This window comes from Indioceanicola profundi (genome assembly GCF_003568845.1).
Lineage (GTDB): Bacteria > Pseudomonadota > Alphaproteobacteria > Azospirillales > Azospirillaceae > Indioceanicola > Indioceanicola profundi.
The window spans coordinates 894,259-918,356 of sequence record NZ_CP030127.1 but is presented as its reverse complement, the minus strand read 5'-3'; the positions used below and the strand labels follow the sequence as shown (position 1 = coordinate 918,356).

12 protein-coding genes are annotated in these 24,098 nt (G+C 66.0%); 7 read left to right on the top strand and 5 right to left on the bottom strand.

Annotated features, from left to right (window positions below; all coding sequences use genetic code 11):
• Positions 1–218: 218 nt before the first annotated feature.
• Positions 219–1,898 (top strand): methyl-accepting chemotaxis protein, encoded by a 1,680-nt coding sequence (locus tag DOL89_RS20205; RefSeq protein ID WP_225889998.1) that lies wholly within the window; start codon positions 219–221, stop codon positions 1,896–1,898.
• A 56-nt stretch (positions 1,899–1,954) separates the two neighbouring features.
• Here DOL89_RS20205 and treY read toward each other — a convergent pair whose 3' ends face one another.
• Positions 1,955–4,738 (bottom strand): malto-oligosyltrehalose synthase, encoded by a 2,784-nt coding sequence (gene treY, locus DOL89_RS20200; protein ID WP_119681142.1) that lies wholly within the window; start codon positions 4,736–4,738, stop codon positions 1,955–1,957.
• On the bottom strand, positions 4,731–10,283 hold the full coding sequence (gene treZ / locus DOL89_RS20195; RefSeq protein WP_119681141.1) for a malto-oligosyltrehalose trehalohydrolase: 5,553 nt from the start codon (positions 10,281–10,283) through the stop codon (positions 4,731–4,733). Before treZ ends, treY begins: the two co-directional genes overlap by 8 nt.
• 121 nt (positions 10,284–10,404) lie before the next feature.
• On the opposite strand from treZ, the gene glgX reads away from it, so the two are divergent.
• The gene (glgX, locus tag DOL89_RS20190; protein WP_119681140.1) at positions 10,405–12,696 is read left to right on the top strand and encodes a glycogen debranching protein GlgX; all 2,292 of its coding nucleotides are present in this window, start codon (positions 10,405–10,407) and stop codon (positions 12,694–12,696) included.
• A 72-nt stretch (positions 12,697–12,768) separates the two neighbouring features.
• Positions 12,769–13,449, top strand: coding sequence for a gamma-glutamylcyclotransferase (locus DOL89_RS20185; RefSeq protein ID WP_119681139.1), 681 nt, complete (start codon positions 12,769–12,771; stop codon positions 13,447–13,449).
• Positions 13,450–13,462: 13 nt separating this feature from the next.
• Here the strand turns inward: DOL89_RS20185 and DOL89_RS20180 are convergent, their stop codons facing one another.
• Positions 13,463–14,317: an LOG family protein gene (locus DOL89_RS20180; RefSeq protein ID WP_225889997.1), complete on the bottom strand. Its 855-nt coding sequence runs from the start codon at positions 14,315–14,317 to the stop codon at positions 13,463–13,465.
• Between the two features lie 171 nt (positions 14,318–14,488).
• Between DOL89_RS20180 and DOL89_RS20175 the strand changes: the two genes are divergently transcribed.
• From DOL89_RS20175 to DOL89_RS20165, 3 genes are all read left to right on the top strand, one after another.
• Complete coding sequence (locus tag DOL89_RS20175) at positions 14,489–15,592, top strand: isoaspartyl peptidase/L-asparaginase family protein (RefSeq protein WP_404813506.1); 1,104 nt, start codon at positions 14,489–14,491, stop codon at positions 15,590–15,592.
• 55 nt (positions 15,593–15,647) lie between these two features.
• On the top strand, positions 15,648–16,568 hold the full coding sequence (locus DOL89_RS20170) for an alpha/beta fold hydrolase (RefSeq protein ID WP_318658544.1): 921 nt from the start codon (positions 15,648–15,650) through the stop codon (positions 16,566–16,568).
• Between the two features lie 146 nt (positions 16,569–16,714).
• The gene (locus tag DOL89_RS20165) at positions 16,715–18,340 is read left to right on the top strand and encodes a sensor histidine kinase (protein WP_119681137.1); all 1,626 of its coding nucleotides are present in this window, start codon (positions 16,715–16,717) and stop codon (positions 18,338–18,340) included.
• Between the two features lie 29 nt (positions 18,341–18,369).
• Here the strand turns inward: DOL89_RS20165 and DOL89_RS20160 are convergent, their stop codons facing one another.
• Positions 18,370–18,675: a hypothetical protein gene (locus DOL89_RS20160; RefSeq protein ID WP_162937723.1), complete on the bottom strand. Its 306-nt coding sequence runs from the start codon at positions 18,673–18,675 to the stop codon at positions 18,370–18,372.
• 442 nt (positions 18,676–19,117) lie between these two features.
• Here DOL89_RS20160 and DOL89_RS20155 point away from each other — a divergent pair, with 442 nt between their 5' ends.
• On the top strand, positions 19,118–20,851 hold the full coding sequence (locus tag DOL89_RS20155; protein ID WP_404813505.1) for a catalase: 1,734 nt from the start codon (positions 19,118–19,120) through the stop codon (positions 20,849–20,851).
• A gap of 54 nt (positions 20,852–20,905) precedes the next feature.
• Here DOL89_RS20155 and DOL89_RS20150 read toward each other — a convergent pair whose 3' ends face one another.
• Positions 20,906–24,082 carry a nucleoside hydrolase-like domain-containing protein gene (locus DOL89_RS20150; protein WP_119681135.1) on the bottom strand — a complete coding sequence of 1,059 codons (3,177 nt, stop codon included), beginning with the start codon at positions 24,080–24,082 and terminating at the stop codon, positions 20,906–20,908.
• Positions 24,083–24,098: the final 16 nt, after the last annotated feature.

Below are 24,098 nucleotides of genomic sequence, written 5' to 3'. Positions count from 1 at the left end.
CGGCCCGGAGCGGCATCCCTACGCCTTACCGCATATATCGGAGTAAGACAGATGTATGTTTTAGGTGCTGCTAATACAAATACTTAAGAAGTGCAAGAAAAACCAGGAGTAGGGACTGGACTGTCTTCTATTTAGTGGTAAATGGATGATTGACGCGGAGCTGCCGCAGGTGCCCGGCTCCGGGGCGGCGCTCTTGAACCAAAATGGGGAGAACAGAATTGCTGCACTGGTTCAAATCGCGCGATCGGGCGGAACTGGAAGCCAAGATCGCCGCCATCGGGCGGAGCCAGGCGGTTATCGAGTTCGACATGGATGGCACCATCCTGGTGGCGAATGAGAACTTCCTGACGGCAATGGGATATACGCTGGAGGAAGTGGCCGGGCGGCGGCATCGCATGTTCGTCGCTCCTACCGAAGCCGACAGCGCTGCATATCGTGAATTCTGGGACAAGCTGCGGAACGGGGAGTTTCAGGCCGCGGAGTTCAAGCGCTTCGGCAAAGGCGGGCGGGAGGTCTGGATCCAAGCCACCTACACCCCCATTCTGGGATCGGACGGGCGTCCCTACAAGGTGGTCAAGTTCGCCTCCGACGTCACTGCGGCGAAGCTGGAGGCGGTGGACCGTGCTGGACAGATCGCGGCCATCCACAAATCCCAAGCGGTGATCGAGTTCAATCTCGATGGCACGATCCTGACGGCGAACCAGAACTTTCTGGATGCCATGGGCTACACCCGCGAGGAGATACTGGGCCGCCATCATCGGATGTTCGTTCCGCCGGAACACCGGGAAAGCGCTGATTACAGGGATTTCTGGGCCAACCTACGGGCCGGCGGGTTCCAGGCCGGCGAATATCTCCGCGTCGGCAAGGGCGGGCGGGAGGTCTGGATCCAAGCGACCTACACGCCGATCCTGGACCCGAATGGACGGCCGGTGAAGATCGTCAAGTTCGCGACGGAAGTGACCGCGCGCAAGTTGGAGGACGCAGAGCGCCTCGGGCAGATTTCGGCCGTCCATAAGTCGCAGGCGGTCATCGAATTCGGTCTCGACGGGACCGTGCTCTCGGCCAATGAGAACTTCCTGGCCACCCTCGGCTACCGCCTGGATGAGATCGTCGGACGGCATCATCGGATGTTCGTGGACGCCGAGGAGGCCGGCACGGATGCCTATCGTCGGTTCTGGGAGGGCCTGAAGCGGGGCGAGTTCCAGGGCGGCGAATACAGGCGGGTGGGGAAGGGCGGTCGGCCGGTCTGGATCCAGGCGACCTACAACCCGATTCTGGACCCGTCCGGCCGGCCTGTGAAGGTCATCAAGTTCGCCCTGGATGTTACCGCTCAGGCCCTGGCCCGGCAGCGGAGCGAGCATGTCGCCGGCCTCATGGAAAGCGTTTCCGCCGGCGCACAGGAACTCAACCTCTCCATGGGGGAGATCGCCGCCAGCATGATCAGGGCGAAGGACACGGCGGACGGCGCTTCCGCCAGGGTCGCCGGTGCCGACAGCTCGGCGCAGCGTCTCGCGAAAGCGGCGGAGTCCATGGGCGGCATCGTCGGGCTGATCAACACCATCACCGGCCAGATCAATCTCCTTGCCCTGAACGCCACGATCGAAAGCGCGCGGGCCGGAGAGGCCGGCAAGGGCTTCGCCGTGGTCGCCAACGAGGTGAAGAACCTCGCTGCCCAGGCCCGGGCGGCGACCGAGCGGATCGGGGTGGAGATCGGCGAGCTGCGCGATGTGTCGGACGAGGTCCTGACCTCCCTCACCGCCATCCGTGAGTCCATCGACAACGTGCAGAGCTACGTCACCTCGACCGCGGTCACGGTCGAACAGCAGTCCGCGATATCGAACGAGATGTCGGCATCCATGCGTCGGGCCGCGGCGGAGGCCAGCGCTATCGGCAGGTGAAGTCGCCGCGCGAGAGGTTCCGCCCTGCCGCCGCCAAGCGGCAGGGCGTCATCCTGTCAGCCGGTCGCCAGCAGGGCAACGGGCAGTGCGGCGAACAGGTCGGCCGCCCTTACGGACTGTCCGTCGGCCGCAATCCGTCGGCCCAGGATGCAGTCTTTCAGCTCCGCCCCTTCCGGCAGGATCAGGCGGGTATCGCCCCAGCCGCCCGCCGCTTCCAGGCGGACGGGCAGGCGCGTCACCGCGGTGACGGAGATCTGGCTTCCAAGGCGGCGGGCAAAGGCGAAGACATGCTCCGCCCGTTCCCCCTCTGCCCGTAGCGGCTCGTAGCTGCCGTTGGCGAACAGCTCCGCCGATTGGGTGCGGAGCTTCAGCACCTGCCGGATCAGGGCGAGCTTGACGGTGCCGTTTCGCCAATCCTCCAGCAGCTCCCGGAAGGCCGCTTCCGGTTCATTCTCCAACCGGGGCTCCAACTCGTCCAGCAGGCGTGACCGGGCATTGAAGTCCACCGGGCGGCGGTTGTCCGGATCGACCAGGCTCAGCTCCCACATGTCCGCACCCTGGTAGATGTCCGGCACGCCGGGAACGGTAAGCTTCACCAGAGTCTGGCCCAGGCTGTTGACCACGCCGAACCGTGCCACCCGCTCCTGCAAGGGCAGGAACTCCTCCAGGAAGGCCGGGCGGGACACGTCCAACGCGTCGCGCACCAGCCCCAGCATGGCATCCTCATAGGTCGTGTCGGGGGCGGCCCAGGTACTGTGCACCTTGGCCTCCCGCATCGACTTCATCATCGCCCCTTCCAGCCGGTCGGCATAGGATTTCAGCGCATCCGCATCCGGGAGGCCGATGCCGGTCAGCTCGGCCGGCCAGGCGCCGATCATGAGCTGGTAGAACAGGTACTCGTCATTGCGATCCGGCGGCGCCGTTCCCTCCACATCGCCGCGGCGGGCGCGCAGGATACGGCTCCAGGCGTGGGTACGCCGGGTCCATTCCTCCGCCATCTCCGACAGGGCGGCCAGCCGCGCGCGGGTGTCCTCGCCGCGCTTGGTGTCGTGGGTGGAAGTGCCCAGCATGGTGTGCGGCCAGTCCCGCGCCCGGTCCGCATTGGCCTTGTGCACGGCCGCCGGGCTGAGCCCGAAATGGTCCGGATGCCCGCCGACCTCGTTCAGTGCCACGAAGCGGTTGTAGCGGTAGAAGGCGGTGTCCTCCAAGCCCTTGGCCATGACGGGGCCGCTGTACTGCTGCACCCGCATGGCGACCCGGATAGCCGCCTGCCGGCTGAATCCGCTGCGCGGCTGGGCCACCAGCTCGCCGGTCATCAGCTTGTGCAGGAAGTCGAACACGCTCGGGTCCAGATCGCGCTCATTGCGCCGCGCCTGGCTGATGGCCCAGTCGATGTCCCGCCTGTCTTCCGGCCGCGGCTCCGACCCGTCCACATAGGTGCGGTAGACGGGGAAGCAGGCCACGATCTCCTTCAAGGCCCGCTGAAGAATGTTGCGGGTGAAATCGGCCGTGCGGGGATTCTGGCGGGCGACGCGCGCCGCGTCGCGGGCGAGCACGTTCAGCTCGCTCGCCATCTCGTTCTCCATGATCAGGAGCTTGCAGTCGCGCACCATGTCGGCGAAGGGGCGCGCCTTGCCCGCGAACTCCTGATAGGCGCGGGTGAAGGCCTCCTCCGCGTCCGGATCGACGAACAGGCCCAGTACCAGATTGGTGAACTCATAGCCGGTGGTGCCTTCCACCGGCCAGTCGCTGCGCAGCGATTCATGCCGGGCGAGAATCTTCTCCAGCACCAGATAGAAGGGGCGAGGGGCCCGCTCGCGCAGGCGCTGGCAGTAGCCCTTGGGGTCGAGAAGCCCGTCCACATGGTCGATGCGCAACCCGTCCAGCGTACCGTCCTCCAGCAGCTTGAACGCGAACTCGTGGGCATGGTCGAACAGCTCCGGCAGCTCCATGCGAAGGCCGGCCAGTTCGTTGATGTTGAAGAAGCGGCGGTAGTTGATGTCGTCCGCCGCCACTTTGAAATGGGCCGGCCGCCAGTGCTGCTCCTGGATCAGATCGTCCAGGCCGCGCCAGCTTTCTAGGTTCCCGGAATCGCCGTTCAGGCGGGCAAGGGCGTCAGTGACTGCCTGCCGCACATCCTCCTGCTCCCGCGCCAGTTGGGCGAGTTCCGCCTGCAGCTCGCGCGCCCGGCGGTGGACATGCGGCCGCCAGGAAGGCAGGGCGGAGAAGGAATCGCCGAGCCGCTCCAACTCCGGATGCTCCACGCCAAGGATGCGGGCGTAATGCAGCGGACAGATCGGAAGCTTGTGGGAGCCGTAGGCCCACACCGCGAAGCTCCCGGTCTCCTCGTCGAAGCGGAGTTCGAAATTCCCGGACTCCAGCACCGCGCCGTACTGATCGCCCAGGAAGGGCACCAGCAGCTTGCCTTCCAGATAGCGGCGGTCGGGGTCCCAGTCGATATCGTACCAGCCGGCATAGACGCTGTCCGGACCCCATTCCAGCACGTCCAGCCACCACGGATTGTCAGCCCCGCCGACACCCATATGGTTGGGCACGAAATCCATGATCTGGCCGAGACCATTGCCGCGGAACGCCTCCACCATGCGGTGGAACGCCTGCTCGTCGCCCAGTTCGGGGTTCAGGCTCTGGTGGTCGACGATGTCGTATCCGTGGGTACTGCCAGGGCGGGCCTTCAGATAGGGCGAGGCGTAGATGTGGCTGACGCCCAGGCGCGCCACATAGGCAGCCACGGCAGCGGCATCATCGAAGCCGAATTCCCTCCGGAACTGAAGCCGATAGGTGGCGCGTGGCACCGGCACCTTGTCCTGATGCTCAGACATTCGTGGTCATCTCCCCTTCGCCGCGCGCGGCATGGATTACTTCACAGACGGAGTTGAAACGCTGGTTCCGGGGAAGTTCCTCCAGGGGTATGGAGAGGCGCCTGCGCCAGTTGGGGTGCTCGGTCGATGTGGCTGGCACATTCACCGGGTCGGACTCGGCGGTCAGGTCGTCGATCTGCACCATGGCGAGCGCGGCCTCGCTGCGGGCCAGGAAGGCGTGTGCCGCCTCCGCCAGCCGGCTGTCGTCGATCTCCTCGCCATCCTTCAGCAGCTTCTCGTTCCGGAACGCCTCGAGCAGTTGAGACCGGTCGCGCCCGCGGCGGGTCCGCTGCTTCTCCGCCTCATCCTTGCTGGGATAGAGGCCCAGCCGCTCCTTAAGCGGGATGTCGTTCCCCTCCCACCAGCCACTCAGGGTCGGCAGGTCGTGGCTTCCAACCACGGCCAGGGCAAGCCGGGGGTAGTCGTCGGGCGTCGCGAACGCCCCGGTCTCGCCGTCCTGCTCGAAGAACAGCACCCGGTAGGACAGGATGTTGGCCTCCGCCATCCGCTCGCGGAAACCCTCCGGCACGGTGCCCAGATCCTCGCCCACCACCAGGCAGCCGTGCCGCTGGCTTTCCAGGGCCAGGATGCCGACCATGTCGTCCATGGGATAGGCTACATAGGCCCCATCCGTGGCCTCGGCGCCCTGCGGAATCCAGTACAGGTGCTGGAGCGACATGACATGGTCGATGCGCAGTCCGCCGGCATGGCGCATGTTGGCGCGCACCAGCTCGATGAAGCCGCGATAGCCTTCCTCCCGCAACGCCCGCGGGTCGAAGGGAGGCAGGCCCCAGTTTTGGCCGGCGGGGTTGAAGATGTCCGGCGGTGCCCCGACCTGCGCGTCCGACACCATGGCGGAGGGGTTCACCCAGGTTTCCGCCCCGGCCCGGTCGGCCCCGACCGCGAGATCCCGGTACAGTCCGATCTCCATGCCGGCGGCCTGCGCCGCTTCGGCCGCTGCGGCCAACTGCTCGTCCGCGATCCATTGCAGCCAAGCCATGAAGTCGGTCTTGTGGCTGTGCTCGCGAGCGAAGCGCTGCACCGCGTCGGAACCGACGTCGCGATACTCCTCCGGCCAGTCGTGCCAGTCCGGGCCGGGGCCGTGCTCGGCGAAATGCTGGCGCATCACCAGGAACAGGCAGGAGCGCTCCCATGCCTCCGTCTGCTTCCCCCGGTATGTCTGGAATGCCTGCCAGCGCTCCGGGTTGGCGGAGCGGCAGCTCTCGAACAGCGCGCCCAGGACCTGCATCTTCAGGTCCGCCACCGCCTCGTAATTCACAAGCTTTGCGGCGCGGCAGGATTCCAGCCGCGTGCGGCTTTCCTCCGACCCGGCGATCTCCTGCGCCTCTGTGCAGGAGGCGAATTCCGGAAGCGCCGTGACGTCGATGTTCAAGATGTTCAGCAGCAGTCGGCTGGCGGGGGAGTAGGGGCTGGCATGGGCGGGATTGTCCGGAAACATGACGTGGAGCGGGTTCAACCCAATCACGTCGGCCCCCCGCTCCGCGGTGCGTTCGACAAGGGTGCGGAGATCGGTGAAATCGCCGATGCCCCAATTGCTGGCGGAGCGCAGGAGATAGAGCTGGGCCGATACCCCCCAGAGCTTTCCGCCTTGCTCAATGGTGGGGGGAAGCCAGCAGGCCTTGGGCGCGACGATCAGGGTCGTGGACGCGCCGCTGTCCAGCTCCAGCCGGTGATAGCCCCAGGGCAGGTCCGGCGGAAGGGTCAAGGCCCGACGTTCAACCGCCTGCCCATCCAGATCGCGCCGGTCCACCAGGGCAAGGCTGTCGAAGCTGGACTGGCCGGTGCGCTCCCCGCCTTCCTCCAGCGCGAGCCGCCAGCCGATGTCGCGGGCACCAGACGGTAAGGTGATCTCGACCCGCATCTCCCCGTCGGCGCGGACCACCTGGACCGGGGGAAGGGGGCGGCCCCATTCCTTCCGGTCCAGTTCCTCCAACGCGCTACGGGCCTGCTCCTCGCTATCGGCCTGGATGCCCATGGCGGATAGGAGCTGCCGCTTGGTGTCGGCGGAGGTGGTGACCTGCTCGCCCATCGCGTTCTTGAAACCGGGCTCGATCCCGCAGCGTGCGGCAAGCTGGTCCAGCGGCGTGGAGGCCTGTTCCTGCTGCTTCCCGGAGCCGCCGCCGCCCTCCTCAAGGTGCCAGTGCACCGCCCAGGGGCCGAACCGGCCGCCCGTCGCCTCGCCCACGCTCCAGATCACCCGGCCCGCCGGCTCCGGGAAGCCCTCGGCCGGTTCGGCTGACAGGTTCGCGGCCACGGCCAGGGTGGAACCGTCGCCCATCCGCCAGCGCACCACGATGCCGGCCTTGCCGACAAGCTCGTAGCTGCCGGCATTTCCCTTGATGTCGCGCAGGCGCGGCACGATCTCCGCCCGCCGGACCTTCAGCGCGCTGCGGTACCAGTCCAGCCACTCGGCATGCGGGGTCTTCGTGCGGTCGTCCCAGGCCAGCTTGGCGGAGGTGAAGGTGCCTTCCGCCGTGGGGTCGGGGATGCGCTCACGGGCTTCCGGGTCCTTGAATTCGGGGAAGCGCTCGAACTCCTTGCGGCGGCCTTCACGGACGGCGTTGGCCAGATCGGGGCCGAAATCGGCGAAGAAGGGGAAGGGCTGGGCGGCCGCCCATTCCTCCCCCATGAACAGCATCGGCACCTGGGGGGAGAGCAGATAGAGGCTGGCGGCGGCCTTCACCGCCTCGGCAGGGTTGGCGGCGGTGATGCGGTCGCCGAAGGCGCGGTTGCCGATCTGGTCGTGGTTCTGCAGGAAGGCCACGAAGGCGCCGGGCGGAAGATGCCCGCTGGGCTCCCCGCGCGGCTCGCCCCTGTACTCCATCATCTCGCCTTGGAAGGTGAAACCCTCCGCCAGGGCGCGGGCCAGCTTCTCCAGGTCGCCGTGATATTCCACATAGTAGCCGGCGCTCTCGCCGGACGCAGCGACGTGCAGGCCGTGATGGACGTCGTCGTTCCACTGGGCGGTGAAGGTGCGCGGCCGGCCCTGCTCGTCACGCTCCAGCCGGCTGGCCTGGTTCTCCTCATTCTCCAGGACGAGGTGGATGTGGCGGCTGCCCGCCAGGGTGCGCGCCCGCTCCGCCAGATCGTCCAGCAGGTGACGGCTGCTGTCGTCCATGATGGCGTGGACGGCGTCCAGGCGCAGCCCGTCCAGATGGAACTCCTCGATCCAGTACAGGGCGTTGTGGATGATGTATTCGCGCACGGCCGGCGAGCCGGGGCCGTCCACATTCACCGCCCCACCCCAGGGCGTGTGGTGCTGCTCGTTGAAGATCGGTCCCAGCAGGGGCAGGTAGTTCCCCTCCGGCCCGAAGTGGTTGTAGACCACGTCCAGCATGACCATCAGGCCGCGGGCATGGGCGGCATCCACCAGCGCCTTGAAATCCTCCGGACGGCCATAGGCGCCGTCGGGGGCATAGGGCAGGACGCCGTCATAACCCCAGTTGCGCCGGCCGGGGAAATCGGCCACCGGCATGATCTCCAGCGTGGTGACGCCCAGATCGACCAGATGGTCCAGCTTCTTGATGGCGGCCCGGAAGGTGCCCTCCGGCGTGAACGCGCCGAGGTGGAGCTCATAGACCACCGCCTCTTCCCAGGGGCGGCCCTGCCAGTCGGCATCCCGCCACTCATAGGCGGCGGGGGCGATGATCTCGCTCGGCCCGTGCACATCCTCCGGCTGGAAGCGGGAGGCCGGGTCCGGCACCTTCATGCCGTCGGGCAGGACGAAGCTGTACCGCCCGCCCGCCTTGGCACGGTCAGTGACCAGCTCATGCCAGCCCTCGTCCCGCGCCACCAAGGGCAGGGTCTCCCCGCCCTCGATCGCCACCTGGATGGCGGGATGCTTCGGCGCCCAGAGGCGGAAGCGGACGCGGCCGTCGGCCTGGACCTCCGCCCCGAACGGCATCTGGTGGGCGCGGCGCACCGGCCCGGCGGAGGCGCCTGCCGCCTGGCCACCTTCCTCCAGCAGCGCCACCACGCTGCCCAGCGGGATCGCCACCCAGTCTGGACGGTTGGCCAGTTCGTACACCACCTCGTACAGCGCCTTCTCCAGCATGAAGAAGCGCACCAGCCGGATCGTGTCCTCCGCCGAGGGGCCGCAGCCCGGGCAGCCCTGGGAGCCGGCAAGATAGGCATCCAGATAAGCCTTGGAGGCGTCGTGCGACCATCGGGTCAGCGCATCCGCATCCGTCTCCCCGCCGCTCTCCCGCGCCGCGACAGCGGCGGCGTAGGAGAAGGAGCGCAGCATGCCGGCCACGTCGCGCAGCGGCGAATGCTTGGCCCGGCGCTCCGCCAAAGGACGTAGCGGCTCCCCCTCGAAATCCACAATGATGGCGTCCTGCGCCCCCTTGGGCACGAGCACTTGGCCCAGATGGTAGTCGCCGTGATGACGGGTCTTGTGGACCGGTACCTCCGGCAGCAGCGCCGCGATGCGCTCCATCACCTCCTCGCGACGTGCGACGAGGCTGTCCGCAATCTTCCGGACCTGTTCCGGCAGGTTTTCGGCGCCAGCAAGCCCGTCGAGCGCCCGCCGGGCCATCTCGCGCGCGGCCTCCGTCCAGTTCCGCCGATCCTCCGCTGTCACGGGCTCCGGCCGGAAGGCCGGGTCGTCGGTTTCCACGGCCAGCGCCCGATGCATTTCCGCCGTGCGGCTGCCGAGCTGTGCCAGCCAAGTGACGGCTTTCCGGTCGGGGTCCGGCGCGTCTCCGCCGAGATGGTCCAGCACCCACGACCAGCCGTCGCCTTCATTCGCGACGAACTGCTGCAGCACGCCCAGCGTGCTGGACTTTCCACCGCCGCCCTGGACCTCGGCCCAGCCCAGCAGGGCAGGAATGGCCGGGAATCCTGCCTCCTCCGTCAGGAAACGGCCCATCTCCAACTCGGGATGAATCCCCTCCTCAAGCCGGCGGAATACCTTCAGGATCGCGCTTTCGCCGACGCGGATGGAGGTGTTGGATTGTTCGGCGGAGCCGCGGCGGATCGGCCAAGCGGCCCCGACCGGCAGGGCATCCGCCGCGGCGACACCCGTCCAGCCGGTCAGCAGCCGTGGATCGCGTTCCGTTCCGCCATCTTCCAGCATCGCTCCGACGAAGGCGCGCACGAAAGCGTCGGCCGCGAAGGAGTCGATAACCAGCCACCCGCCATTTTCCGGATGCGCCCCCGCCAGCACCGATGCGTCACCCGCCTCCACAATGCCGGGGGGCACCACGGCCAGGGGAAGGAAATAGCGCTGGGCAGTGCGCCCCGGCGGCTCCACCTGCCAGATGGCGAGTACGGCGGTGATGCCCTCGGCGGGAAAGGGAACTGTTTCGGCAAGGCTGACGCGGGGAGGACCGGCGTCCTTCGATCCATACCAGCGCTGCCGCCCGAGATAGGCCGGCAGCACCATGTCGGCAATGGTGTCCAGAGTGTCACCTGAAAGCCAGGCCGCCGGATCATTGGTGGCGGATACCGGGTTCAGGGTGATTCGGTAGGCGGGAGCGGTCATGGCGGCTCGCGGCAGAGGGGCGGGTGGAGCCCGAACAGCTTCCAACCCGAGTCGTTCCGTCGTTGCAACGATTTGGAAGCCCGCGTGTTCACTGCCAGCTTGCAACGCATGGAGATCAAGCATGGACGCCCGGGTGTCTGCTCCCCAGGTTATGAAGCCGTCTCGCGTCAGCGAGGGCCTGCCTTACCCGCTCGGCGCCACATGGGACGGGCTGGGCGTCAATTTCGCCCTGTTCTCGGCCAATGCCACGAAGGTGGAGCTCTGCATCTTCGATGAGGCCGGCGAGACCGAACTCGAGCGGATCGAGTTGCCGGAGTTCACCAATGAGATCTGGCACGGATACCTGCCGGATGCGCGACCGGGTCTGGTCTACGGCTACCGTGTCCACGGGCCCTACGATCCCCAGAACGGGCACCGGTTCAATCCGAACAAGCTGCTGCTCGACCCCTATGCCAAGGGCATTGTCGGCACCATCCGCTGGGACCCGTCGCATTTCGGGTACCAGATGGACAGTCCCGACCTTGACCTGTCCTTCGACGACCGCGACAGCGGGCCCTATATGCCAAAATGCCGTGTCGTCAATCCCGCCTTCACCTGGGGACGGGACCGTTCACCCGGCATCCCGTGGGAGCGGACGATCTTCTATGAAACCCATGTGAAGGGCTTTACCCAGCTCCACCCCGCCGTGCCGCCGAACCTGCGCGGAACCTATGCCGGTCTGGCGGTGAAGGAGGTGGTGGATTACATCAAGAGCCTGGGCGTTACTTCGGTCGAGTTGCTGCCGGTTCACGCCTTCGTGCAGGACCAGCATCTGGTCGACAAGGGGCTGGCGAACTATTGGGGCTACAACACCATCGGCTTCTTCGCGCCGGAGCCGCGCTATTCGGCCACCGGCAAGCTGGACGAGTTCAAGGAGATGGTGGCCCACCTCCACGACGCCGGGATCGAGGTCATCCTGGACGTGGTCTACAACCACACGGCCGAGGGCAATGAGCGCGGGCCGACGCTGAGTTTCAAGGGCATCGACAATGCCAGCTACTATCGCCTGATCCCCGACCAGCAGCGCTACTACATCAATGAGACCGGCACCGGGAACACACTGAACCTCAGCCATCCCCGCGTCCTGCAGATGGTCACCGACAGCCTGCGCTACTGGGTGCAGGAGATGCATGTCGATGGCTTCCGCTTCGACCTCGCCACCATCCTGGGGCGGGAGCCCTATGGCTTCGACGAGGGCGGCGGCTTCCTGGATTCCTGTCTGCAGGACCCCATCCTCTCCTCCGTCAAGCTGATCGCGGAGCCCTGGGACATCGGGCCCGGCGGCTATCAGGTCGGCCAGTTCCCGCCCGGCTGGGCGGAGTGGAACGACAAATTCCGCGACACTACCCGCGCCTTCTGGAAAGGCGATGCCGGCAAGCTGTCGGACCTCGCCACCCGCATGACCGCGTCGGGCGACATGTTCAACCGCCGGGGCCGCAAGCCCTGGGCCACGGTGAACTTCATAACCGCCCATGACGGGTTCACCCTGCACGACCTCGTCTCCTACAACGACAAGCACAACGAGGCGAACGGGGAGGGGAACCGCGACGGCCACTCCAATAACCACTCCTGGAATCATGGGGTTGAGGGACCGACGGACGATCCCGAGATCATCGCACTGCGCGAGCGTCAGAAGCGGAACATGCTGGCCACCATGTTCCTGTCCATGGGCACGCCGATGCTGCTGGCCGGGGACGAGTTCGGCCGCACCCAACACGGCAACAACAACGCCTATTGCCAGGACAACGAGATCGCCTGGCTGGACTGGGAGGGGATCGGCGACGAGGGCCGGGCGCTGACCGAGTTCGTGCGCCGGGCCATCGCGCTCCGGCAGTCCTTCCCGGTTCTGCGGCGCGGGCGGTTCCTCACCGGCGCCTATAATGCCGAGTTGGATGTGAAGGATCTGTCCTGGTACACGCCGGCCGGCGTGGAGATGGAGCAGGACCAATGGGGCGATCCCAACGCCCGCTGCCTCGGCATGCTGGTGGACGGTCGCGCCCAGGCTACCGGCATTCGCCGTCCGGGCATGGACGCGACGGTGTTGCTGATCGTGAACTCCCACCACGATGTGGTCCGCTTCACCCTGCCCGAGGTTGCCGGCGGATCTACATGGCGGCTGATGCTGGACACCAACGTCGCCGACGGTGCAGAGGGCATGGAGCCGTTCGAGGCCGGTGAGGATTACGAAGTCACCGGCCGCTCCTTCCTGATGTTCGTGCTGGAGCCGGAGGGCAAGCACTCCTCCGCTCTCCGCCGGGCAAGCCGTGCCCTGCGGCAGGTTGATGAGAAACCGGCGCCGTTGCCTGAACAGGTTGTCGAACCGGCCGAGAAAGCCGACGATCCTGTAGTCGCCGGCGGCAAGGACCGGCGCTGAGCTGAACGCGGCCCTGCCGGGTGGCAGCCCACCCGGCAGGGCCGCGCATGGCGGCATGGAACTGGAGCGGACATGCAGATCACGCGGGACACGCTGGCAAGCGGCGAAGTCCTGGCCTTCATACGGGAGTCGACGCGGACCGCCCCGACGTCTGGACATACCGTTCTCAGCGATGAGGAGTTGGAGGCCTCGCTCGAGAGTGTCTTGCAGCGCTGGGACGGGCGGAGCGATGTCTGGCTGTTCGGCTACGGTTCTCTGGTCTGGAATCCTGCCTTCCGCTTCGTGGAGCGGCGGGTGGCGCTGCTCCGGGGCTGGCAGCGCAGCTTCTGCCTGTGGCTGCGGATCGGGCGCGGATCGGTCGAGCATCCCGGTCTGATGCTGGCCCTGGACCGTGGCGATTTCTGCCGCGGCGTGGCGTTCCGCATCCCGGCCGGGCAGGTACGCTCCGAACTGGCGCTGGTCTGGGTACGGGAAATGGCCACAGGCGCCTATGCGGCGCGCTGGGTCGAGCTGGAGACGGACGGGGGAACGCTTCCGGCGCTGACATTCGTGGCGGACCCCGCGCATCCGCTCTATGCCGGGGCTGTGCCGGAAGACCGGGCGGCGGACCTTATCGCCAGTGCTTCCGGCCGTCTCGGCACCTGCGCCTCCTATCTGCTCAGCACAGCCGACCATCTGCGGGAGATCGACCTGCCGGACAGGCATCTGGATGAGCTGGCGGCCAAGGTGCGGGAGCGTCTCTCCCGCAGCTGAGCCCGCCTGCCCGTCAGCGCTGCTCCGCCGGCGGCGCGGTGTCCGGCGCCAATGGCGGTTCGCGCCGGCGCAGGCCGCGGGCCTGCATTGCCTGCCAGGCTTCCTCCGCCGTATCGACCATCTCGAAATGGTTCAGGTCGCCAGGGCTGATCATGCCGTGCTCCAGCAGAGCGTCGAAATTCAGCACCCGGCTCCAATAGTCGCGACCGACCAGCACGATGGGCAGCGGCGAACTCTTGTTCGTGGACCGGAGGTTCAGCATTTCGAAGCATTCATCCAGGGTGCCGTAGCCGCCGGGGAACACGGCGAGCCCGTTGGCGCGCTGGGCCAGATGGAACTTCCGCATGTGAAAATAATGGAAGTTGAAGGTCAGCTCCGGCGTGCTGTAGGGGTTCGGCCCCTGCTCATGCGGCAGAAGGATGTTCAGCCCGATGCTGGGCGCGCCGACATCGTGGGCGCCGCGGTTCGCCGCCTCCATGATGCCGGGCCCCCCGCCGGAGCAGATCACATTGTCCAGGATGCCCTGGGCGCTGGGCGTCAGCGCGCCGCCCGTCTCGGACACGATGCGGGCAAAGCGGCGTGCCTCCTCATACCAGGCGCTGCGCTTCGCCTTGGCCTCGGCCGTTGCCCGCTCCTCCGGCGTTCGGGCTGCGCCAAGAAGGGCTCCGGCCTGTTCGGGCGAGGGGATGCGGGCGCTTCCGAACACGACGATGGTGGAGCGGATGCCCCATGCGCGCAGCCCCAACTCCGCCTTCTCGTACTCCAGCGCGAAGCGGATGGCGCGGGTCTGGTCGCATTTCAGGAATTCCTCATCCTCCACGGCTAGAAGATAGCTGCGCGTCAGGGTGGCTTTCGGCGTCTCGGACACTCCGGTCTCCTGGGTTCGATCTCCAGCGTTCGGTTTGCGCGGCCAGCGGCGCGACGGCAAGCCTCTTCTCGGCGTACCGCCGTCGGCATGCGGCGATGGATTGCGGCCGCGCGGAGAGGGTTGGTAAGAGTCCAATTCTGGCCCATCGCCCCGCCGAAAGAGGAGAGACGCTTGACCGTCCGCAAGTTTCCGCCCGCCCCCTCGACCCTTCTCAGCCGTTTCGCCGTCCTGGCGACCATCGGGTTGGTGCTTACCGGATGCGCCGCAAAGCCGGCGTCTGATGCGGCGCGGCCGGGTTGGGCCATGGCCGTGCATGGCGGCGCCGGGATCATGGACCGGGAGACGATGGGGCCGGACACGGAAGCCTCCTACCGGGCCGCTTTGAACGCGGCCCTTGCCCGCGGCTCGGCCATCCTTGAACAGGGCGGGTCCGCCCTGGACGCGGTGGAGGCGGTGGTCCGCGGGCTGGAGGATGATCCCCAGTTTAACGCCGGCCGCGGGGCCGTCTTCACCGCCGATGGCCGTAACGAACTGGATGCCGCCATCATGGATGGCGCCACCCTGAAGGCGGGAGCAGTGGCGGGCGTGACCGGCACGCGCAATCCCATCACGCTGGCGCGGACGGTGATGGAAAGCTCTCCCCACGTCATGCTGATCGGCGCTGGAGCCGAGCGGTTCGGGGCTGAGAAGGGGGTGGAGCAGGCGGCTCCCGTCTGGTTCTTCACCGAACGCCGCTGGCAGTCATTGCTGAAGACATTGAAGGAACGTGGGCTGCCGATTCCGCCGCGCCCGGCCGGAGCCCCGCCTGAACCGGCCGCCTCTGCCGCTGCCGCGGGCCTGACGGAAGACAGGAAGTTCGGCACTGTGGGAGTGGTCGCCCTGGACAGGAATGGCCATGTGGCGGCCGGAACCTCCACCGGCGGGACTACCGCCAAGCTCTGGGGCCGGATCGGCGACGTGCCGATCATCGGGGCCGGGACCTACGCTTCGGACGAGTCCTGCGCAGTATCGGCCACCGGCACCGGAGAGTATTTCATCCGGCTCGGCGTCGCGCGCGAGGTCTGCAATTTGGTGAAGTACGAGGGGATGGACCTTCAGGCTGCCGCGGATGAGGTGATCGGCCGCCAGTTGACCGAATTGGGCGGCGATGGCGGCGTCATCGCGGTCACGCCGGACGGACAGGTGGCCTGGAGCTTCAACACCTCCGGCATGTATCGGGCGAGGCTTGTCGAGGGCGGCGATCCGGTCGTCTCGATCTTCAAGGGAGAGCCCTGAGCCAAACTCCGCGGTTCCCGGTTGGAAGACCTGGATCAGCGGGGAGGGCTGGGTGGTGACCGGCACGTATCAGAACGGCCTGGCCGAAGCAGGGAAGGCGGAGGACGATCCTGGCCTGCGGCATCGCATGGTCGAGGTGGAGCCGGGCATCAACCTCCATGTCGTCGAGGCCGGCCCGGAGAACGGACCGCTGGTCATCCTGCTGCATGGATTTCCGGAGTTCTGGTACGGCTGGCGACGGCAGATCTGGGCGCTGGCGGAGGCTGGTTACCATGTCCTGGCCCCGGACCAGCGTGGCTACGGGACCAGTGGCAAGCCGCCGGGAATTGCTGCCTATACGGCCGACCGGCTAGCCGCCGACGTGCTGCGTCTGGCAGACCGATCCGGGTGCGACCGCTTTGCCGTGGTGGGGCATGACTGGGGCGGCATTGTCGCCTGGTGGGTGGCGCTGACAGCGCCGGACCGGGTGGAGCGGCTTGTCATCCTGAATGCGCCGCACCCCGCAACGATGCGGCCTTACGCCAGGCAGCACCCCACGCAGGCGGTACGCAGCCTATACGTGCTGGGCTTCCAGATTCCGCAGCTGCCCGAACTGCTGATCCGGTGGCAGGGCTTCCGGCTGGCCGAGCAGGCGCTGACGGGAACGAGCCGGCCAGGCACCTTCAATGCCGCCGACCTTGCCCGCTATCGCGAGGCTTGGTCCAGGCCGGGAGCCTTGACGGCCATGCTGAACTGGTACCGTGCCCTGCGCCGTCGCGTGGCGCCGCCGACTGTAAGGGTCCGCCCTCCGGTCCTGATCCTGTGGGCCGATTGCGACCGCTTCCTGGAACCCGGTCTGGCCGAGGCGGCAGGGGCCTTGTGCGATCAGGCCCGAATTCTCCATGTGGAGGATGCCAGCCACTGGCTGCAGCATGAGAAGCCGGAACTTGTCTCTCAACAGATCGAGGCATTTCTAGGCGGGATGCGGACGGCCTGATCCGGGCCGTGGAGGCATTGTGCCGCTGCTTTCGCACGTCCGGCGGGGCAGCATATCGGAACTGGATTTACGGATTATCAATTTCAAAGTCTAACTATACCCCAGAATGATACGGTGCGCAGAAAGCTGGCCGTGCGGAGGGGGGCGTGTTGAATTTTCCGGGATGGCCAAGACCAAGCCTGCCGGCTTCCGGCCATACCGAAACCAACCTGCTGGTCCCGGCTGCGCAGATCCTGGCGCTTGCCGCGGTTCTGGTCTGCGCTCTCGTCTACTTCGCTTCCTACGCCCAGAACCGGATATCGCTCCGGAACGAGGCTCACCTCGTCCGTTCCGCCGTGGGCGCGGAGCTCAGGACTTTGGCCGACGTCGCCGTAAGCTACAGCTGGTGGGGGGATGCGGTCGACCGGGTCTTCGTCCAGAAGGACATAGACTGGGCTTGGTCGAACTTTGGCGAGGCGCTGGCCGAAAGCTACCACCTCACCGGCGTTTTCATTCTTGATGAGGTCAACCGGACGATCCTCGCCTCGGTCGGACCGGACCATGTGGGCGAGGATGCGCTGGGCTATCTTGGCCCGGAGGCGGCAGCATTGGCAGCGGAAGCACGGAAGTCCTCGCTGACCGACGTTGTCCCGGTGAGCGGCATCATCGTGGTGGGTGGAAAGCCGAACTTCATTATCGCCAGCCCCTTCACGCATTGGGAGGTGAAGATGCAGCCGCCCGGGCGGGGGGTGCTGCTGGTCGTGAAGGAGATCGACGGCCGGGTTCTCGACAAGATCGCCGACCAGTTCATGATCACCAATCTGCACTGGGCGGACGCGAACAGCGATGCGGACGTGCATTTGCCGCTCGAAGCTATCGACGGCCGAGTTGCGGGACATCTAAGCTGGGCGCCGTCGACCCCGGGTACCGAACTGATGGAGTTCCTGGTCACCGGCATCCTCGGCGTGGTGGTGCTGGTGTTTGTGCTGGCGGCGCGGGTCCTGCGCGCATGGCAGCAGACGCAATCGGCCTTGCAGGAGGCGTTGCGCTCCGCCGAGGCGGCAAGCGAAGCCAAGTCCCTGTTTCTCGCGACGATGAGCCACGAGCTGCGCACGCCGCTGAACGCGATCATCGGATTTTCCGAACTGATGCGCGACGGCGTATGGGGACCGCTTCCCGAGCGGTACCGGGGCTATGCCGCCGACATCCATGCCAGCGGGTATCATCTGCTCGGGCTTGTTTCGGATGTTCTGGATTTCTCGAAGGTGGCGGCCAACCGGCTCGAACTTCAGCCGGAGCCGCTCGAGATCGCTGTCGCCGTGAGCGAGGCGGTCCGCATGGTCCAGGCGGATGCGGACACCCTTGGCGTGGACCTTCGGATCGACCTGCCGGCCAATCCGCCCCGGCTCATCGCGGATGCTCAGCGCCTACGGCAGATGTTGCTGAACCTGCTGTCGAACGCGGTGCGGTTCACGCCGGCCGGGGGGCAGGTCACTGTGCGCGCATCGGTCGGGGAGCATCTGCGGATCGAGGTCGTCGATACGGGATGCGGCATGAGGCCGGAGGACGTGCCGGTGGCGCTGGAGCCGTTCCGGCAGGTCGACGGAAGCCTTGCCCGTCGGCACCAGGGCACGGGCCTGGGCCTGCCGCTGACGCGCAGCCTGATCAACCTGCATGGCGGCGAGCTGCTGATCGAGAGCATGCCCGGCTTGGGAACCACGGCGGCGCTGGTGTTCCCCGCATCCCGCCTTGTCGCCGCCGAGGAGAAAGCGCCTGACGGCGCGCTGGTCTGACCGGCACCCGCGCGGAATGCCGAGCGGCATCAACCGCCCGCCGTTCCGCGTTCCTTGAGCCTGATCACGACATCGTCGATCCTGTCCACCGCGTCCACGGCCACATGTGGGCGCGACCGCATGACATAGTGGCCGAGGTGCAGGCGCTCCTCCCGTTCAAGCCACGTGACGGCGGCTTCGACGCGCGGACGGGTCTCCATGGTCTGGGCCATGATGTGCTCCAGCGGCACGGGATCGAACGGACGCTCGCACAGGCGCCGACGGCAGATATCGGCCACCGTCTCGGCAAAGGCGGCGATTTCCCGGTGAGCGTTGAGGGCAATCGGCTGAACCATCACCGAACCTCCCATTGGATTATCCGGCAGCCGGCGACTGCCCGTTTATTTGCCGGAACCTACGGGACCGATGCCGATCCCGACTGTTTCCGGATGGCCGGAACTTGCGTAGCCCGACTGACAATGGGCCGAGCCGGAAGCTGCCGGCTGCCGTTGCACGGTATGAATGGCCCGCCGAAAGAGGCAGGTCCGGTCAGAACGGCCGTGCACGGGCAATTAAGGATGGCACAGGCCAAGGTTCCTTGACAGCCATTCTTTAGAATAATTCTAATCTGTCGGCGGGCTGCGCCGATGGGATTGAGACACTGCAATGCCACGCCGCGGCATGCAGAGGGTCGATTACGTTCCTGGCCGGTTGTTGCATGTCCTGCCGCCCGCGAGGCGGTTCGGAGCCTGGCCGGATACCGATCTCGGTGTTGCCGACAACGTCATGGAGGAGACAATGGACAAGAGCCCCAACGAGCCCCGCTCCGGAATGGGTGGATCGCCGAACGGCTCGGAGCGCGTCCTGACCAACCGGCAGGGACATCCGATCACCAACAACCAGTCCCAGCGGACGGTCGGCAGCCGCGGTCCGGCCACGCTGGAGAACTATCAGTTCCTGGAGAAGATCTCCCATTTCGACCGCGAGCGCATTCCCGAGCGCGTGGTCCATGCCCGCGGCTTCGTCTGCTATGGCGAGTTCGAGGCCACCGGCAAGATCGGGGATGAGCCGGCGTCCAAATACACCCGCGCCAAGCTGTTCCAGCAGGCCGGCAAGAAGACACCGCTGGCCATTCGTTTCTCGACCGTCATCGGTGGGCGCGATTCTTCGGAAACCGCCCGCGATCCGCGCGGCTTCGCCGTGAAATTCTATACCGAAGACGGCAATTGGGACCTTGTCGGCAATAACCTGGCGGTGTTCTTCATCCGCGACGCCATCAAGTTCCCGGACGTGATCCACTCGCTGAAGCCTGACCCGGTGACCTTCCGCCAGGAGCCGAACCGGATCTTCGACTTCATGAGCCAGACGCCCGAGTCCATGCACATGCTGACGCACCTGTTCAGCCCGCGTGGAATTCCGGCCAGCTACCGGCACATGGAAGGCTTCGGCGTAAACACCTACAAGATGGTCAATGCCCAGGGCGAGACCGTGCTGGTGAAGTACCATTTCCATCCCCGCTGCGGCATTGCCAGCCTGACGGCGGAGGAAGCGGCCAAGGTGCAGGGCCAGGACCTCGGCTCCGCCTCCAAGGATCTGTACGAGGCCATCGAGCGGGGCGAGTACCCGCAGTGGGATGTGTTCGTCCAGATCATGGAGGATCATGACCACCCCGAGCTGGATTGGGACCCGCTGGACGACACCAAGATCTGGCCGGAGAAGGATTTCCCGTTGCGCAAGATCGGCGTCATGACGCTGAACCGCAATGTGGAGGATCACTTCAATGAGAATGAGCAGATCGCCATGGGCACGGGCGTGCTGGTGGACGGTCTGGACTTCTCCGACGATAAGATGCTGGTCGGCCGCACCTTCTCCTACTCCGACACCCAGCGTTACCGGGTCGGCCCGAACTATCTCCAGCTCCCGGTCAACGCCCCCAAGAATGCCCGGGTGGCGACCAATCAGGTAGGCGGGCAGATGTCCTTCTACCGGGACCTCGCACCGGGCCAGAATCCGCACATCAACTTCGAACCGTCGATCCATAATGGCCTAATGGAAGCGCCGCGAGAAGAGCCGAACAATTCGCCGGAAATCCGTGGCCGCCTGACCCGTAGCGTCCTCGAACGCCGCAACGACTATTCCCAGGCCCGCGGCCGCTTCTGCACCATGATGGATTGGGAGCGGGACGATCTGGTGCTGAACATGGGCACGCTGCTGGGGCAGTGCGAACGCGACGTGCAGGAACGCATGATCTGGCATTTCCTGCTGGTGCATGACGATTACGGCAACCGGGTGGGCGAGATGCTCGGTATCTCCGCCGATGATGTACGTCACCTCCAGCCCCTGCCGAAGCAGGTGCTGACCGAAGATGATAAGCGCCGTCTGCAGAATCTGGGTAATAACGGCGACAAGATCGACCCGACCGTCTGGGGCCAGTGGACGAGCTCCGTCAAGAACCACAAGGCTACGGCCGAAGAGGTACTTGGCGGAATGCGGAACATGGGTCAGCAGGCGCAGAGCCGGGCCGCCGAGTAACGGCGGCACGGACCTGGACCGGGGCGGCGTTGCGACGCCGCCCCGTTTCCATTCTCACGCGTCGCCGACAGCGGCAACGCCACGAAAACCGACCAGTTCGACGGCGACGCTGTCGGCCAGACGCATCGCGATCGTGCCGTACGAGGCATTGTTGAAGTGAATGTCGTCATAGGCGGCTAGACCGGCGGTCTTTGCGCCCAGATACACGTCATCCATGCCGGAGATCAGCTTGGATTGGGCCTCGCGGAGCTTGTCCAGCGCCCCGACGGGGCCGTCCAGCCAGGCATTGTCCTGGCGGAAGGCGCCCAGCTCCTGGACGAAGATCGGCAGGTCGTCCCCGAACTGGTCCTGCAGGTAGCCGAACACCTTCCTGGTGGCGGTGGTGAAGTCGTTCACCACCTCGGACAGGTTGCTCCAGTCGCTCTTGACCGCACGGGCGTCGTCCTCGCCCTGGGCCCAGATGAAGCCGTCGAGATCCTTGCCGCCGAGACCGGCCTTGATCTTGGACACGGCCTCGCGCAGCGCCGGGCCGGGCTTGTCCTGGCTGAGGTTCCACCAGTAGCTCGAACCGTCCACCTTCTCGTTCGAACCGCTGCCCGAGCTGGCGGCGTTGATGGTCTTCACCGCCCCGTCCAGCTTGGCCGACAGGGTCTTCTCGAACACATCGCTGCCGAGCGAGCCGCCGGACTGGTCCCCGCCGCGCTTGAAGAAGTGACCGGCCGCGTTCGACTGACCCACAAAGGCGAAGGCGTCGAAATCCCCGTTCTGAAGACCGGAAGGCTCGGCTTTCACCGGCTCCGGCGTCGACTCTGGTTTCTGCACGGGCTTGGGCGTCGGCACATCCGTACCCACGGGGTCCACAGTCAGCCAGTCGAACCGGGCACGTTCCTGGCTCTCCTGCGTGCCGGCCAGGGTGATGGTATCGCCTGTCTTCAGGTCGGCAGTGAAGCTTCGCGTCGATTCTTTGTTGCTGCCGCCGGTCCCGGTCCAGGCGTTCGCCTCTACCCCGTTGATCAGCACGGCGAAGCTGGAGGTTCCGTTATCCTCGTTCAGGTAGCCAACCGTGATCTCATGAGTGCCGGAAGCGCCGGTGAAAATCCCGGCGGCCTGACCGCTGCCATCCACCATGATCAGGCTTCCGGCGGAGGCATCGCCGCGCGTTTCGACAATGTAGCCGCCGCCGAGTGACAGCGTCTCCGCTTCGGTTCTTCCTTCCGTGATGGCGGAGCCCCAGGCCGGGTCGATGGTTACGGAATCGAAGCGGGCATATTCCGAACCGTCAGCCTCGCCGGCCAGGATGATCCTGTCGCCGGGCAGCAGATCCAACGCTATTTTGCGGAATTCGGTGCTGTTTCTGCCGCCTGTTCCAATCCAGCTGTCGACCTTTTCACCGTTGATCAGAACCGTCCAGGTGGCCTCCCCATCATCCTCATTGATATAGCCGACGCTCAGATCGTATCTGCCGGGTGGGCCGGAGAAGACTCCGGATGCCTGTCCGCTTCCATCCACCGTGATGGACGAACCGGCGGACGCGCTTCCGCGCCCTTCGACCTTGTATTCTTCCAGATCGAGCGTCTCTGCTTCGGTGCCGCCGACCGTGATGACGGCGTCTTCGCCCGGCAGCCCAGTGGCCTCGACGCCGATCCAGGTGACGGGGGGAAGCTCGCTTTCCTCCTCAGGGTCGGTTCCTTCCTCCGGTTCGGCGGGGTGACTGCCGTTTGCCACAGCCCAGGCAGCAGCGTTCTTCTCATCGACGGTTAGGAGGAAGCTGGCGGCGCTGTCGACCTGCATCCAATCGCTGACAGCGGAGCCATCGGAGTCCGGGGTGTTCCCCTCCGCCTTCCTGATGTCCAGCCAGTCGAGCCGGGCGAAGTCGCCACGCCAGTGGGTGGCGGAGAGGTTCAGGACATCGCCTTTGTCGAGATTAAGGCGCACGGTGAAGGGAACGGTATCGCTATTGCCGTTCCGGAAACCGAAACTCACATCATAGCGATCGGACGGGCCTGAGAACGCGCCCGAGAGCGCGCCATTGCCGGAGAGTTCGACAAAGATGTCACCGGATGCCCTGCTGTCAGTTCCGACCTCATAACTCTCGGACAGGTCGAGGTCCTCGGCTTCAGTTCTGCCGACGGAGATCCTCGCGACCGCCATCTCGGGCTCACGGGGCGGGGGCGGTTCCTTCTCCGGCTCCGGCTTCGGCATGTCCGGGGATGCCTCCGGTTCCGGCGGCGGCGCCGGAGCAGGCTTTGACGGAGCCGGAGCCGGGCTCTCATCCTTGTTGTCGCCCGAGGATTTGGCGCGGTCCAGACGGGCGGCGAAGTCCTTCAGATACTCGTTGCGGTGCTCATAGACCGTCTTGGCGCCATTGTAGGAGCCCAGCCTGTCACCGCCGGACTCGCTGTCCGTCCAGTAGTTGTCCGCGTGCCCCGTCCTTTTGAAGCTGCCGCCCCAACCATCGTCGCTAGGATCACCTTTCTGTGCATTGTCCAGCAGGTACATGAGCGAGGGGGTGTCGCCCATCTTCAGGCCATCGACAGAGCCGGCCCCGTAAAGATCCACGCTCATCCTGGCGAAGTATTCGCCGAGCGCGCCATGGCCCTTCACATTGGCGTCGATCCAGCCATTGTGGATCGAGGGATCGTTGGCGCCGCTGGAGCTGGCGTACATGCCGCGGAAGGTGGAGTTGTTCTCGACCCACCAGAGGTTCTCGAACGCCTCGCCCTTATCCATGTTGTTGTAGATGTAGTCGCGGGCGTTCTTGTCGAAGGTCGTGTTGGTGGCCCCGATCGAGAGCAGGCGGATCTTGTTCACGATGTCCGGCGCATCATGCAGCGCCTGGGCGACATCGGTCATGGCGCCCCAGGTCAGGATGTAGAGCGGATCGGACGCCGACCCCTCGCGGGCGGCCTCAACGATGGCGCGCGAACCGGCGGTGGAGTTGGAATAGCCGGCCGAGGGCTGGGCGCTGGTCGAACCCTGGTGCGTCACTGAGCGCAGATAGTCCGGCGTGGGATAGTCCGAGGAGTGGCTCTTGAGGTTCGCGTAATCCTTGGCGTAGGCATCGATCACCTCATGGATGTCCTTGGCGCGACCGCCATGGGGTGCAGGAGAAGACACCAGGCCTTCAATTCGCAGGTCATCGGCATAAAGAAGTGCATGGACAAGAGATTGATCATCGTCCTTGTCGCTTCCGCCAATATCGGAGGAAATGAAGACACGAGGATTCGTCATCTCTGCGTACCCTTCT

Coding starts and splice junctions, on each gene's coding strand:
- DOL89_RS20155 (WP_404813505.1), top strand. CDS start 19,118: ATGGACAAGAGCCCCAACGAGCCCCGCTCCGGAATGGGTGGATCGCCG.
- DOL89_RS20160 (WP_162937723.1), bottom strand. CDS start 18,675: ATGGTTCAGCCGATTGCCCTCAACGCTCACCGGGAAATCGCCGCCTTT.
- DOL89_RS20150 (WP_119681135.1), bottom strand. CDS start 24,082: ATGACGAATCCTCGTGTCTTCATTTCCTCCGATATTGGCGGAAGCGAC.
- treY (WP_119681142.1), bottom strand. CDS start 4,738: ATGTCTGAGCATCAGGACAAGGTGCCGGTGCCACGCGCCACCTATCGG.
- DOL89_RS20185 (WP_119681139.1), top strand. CDS start 12,769: ATGCAGATCACGCGGGACACGCTGGCAAGCGGCGAAGTCCTGGCCTTC.
- glgX (WP_119681140.1), top strand. CDS start 10,405: ATGGACGCCCGGGTGTCTGCTCCCCAGGTTATGAAGCCGTCTCGCGTC.
- treZ (WP_119681141.1), bottom strand. CDS start 10,283: ATGACCGCTCCCGCCTACCGAATCACCCTGAACCCGGTATCCGCCACC.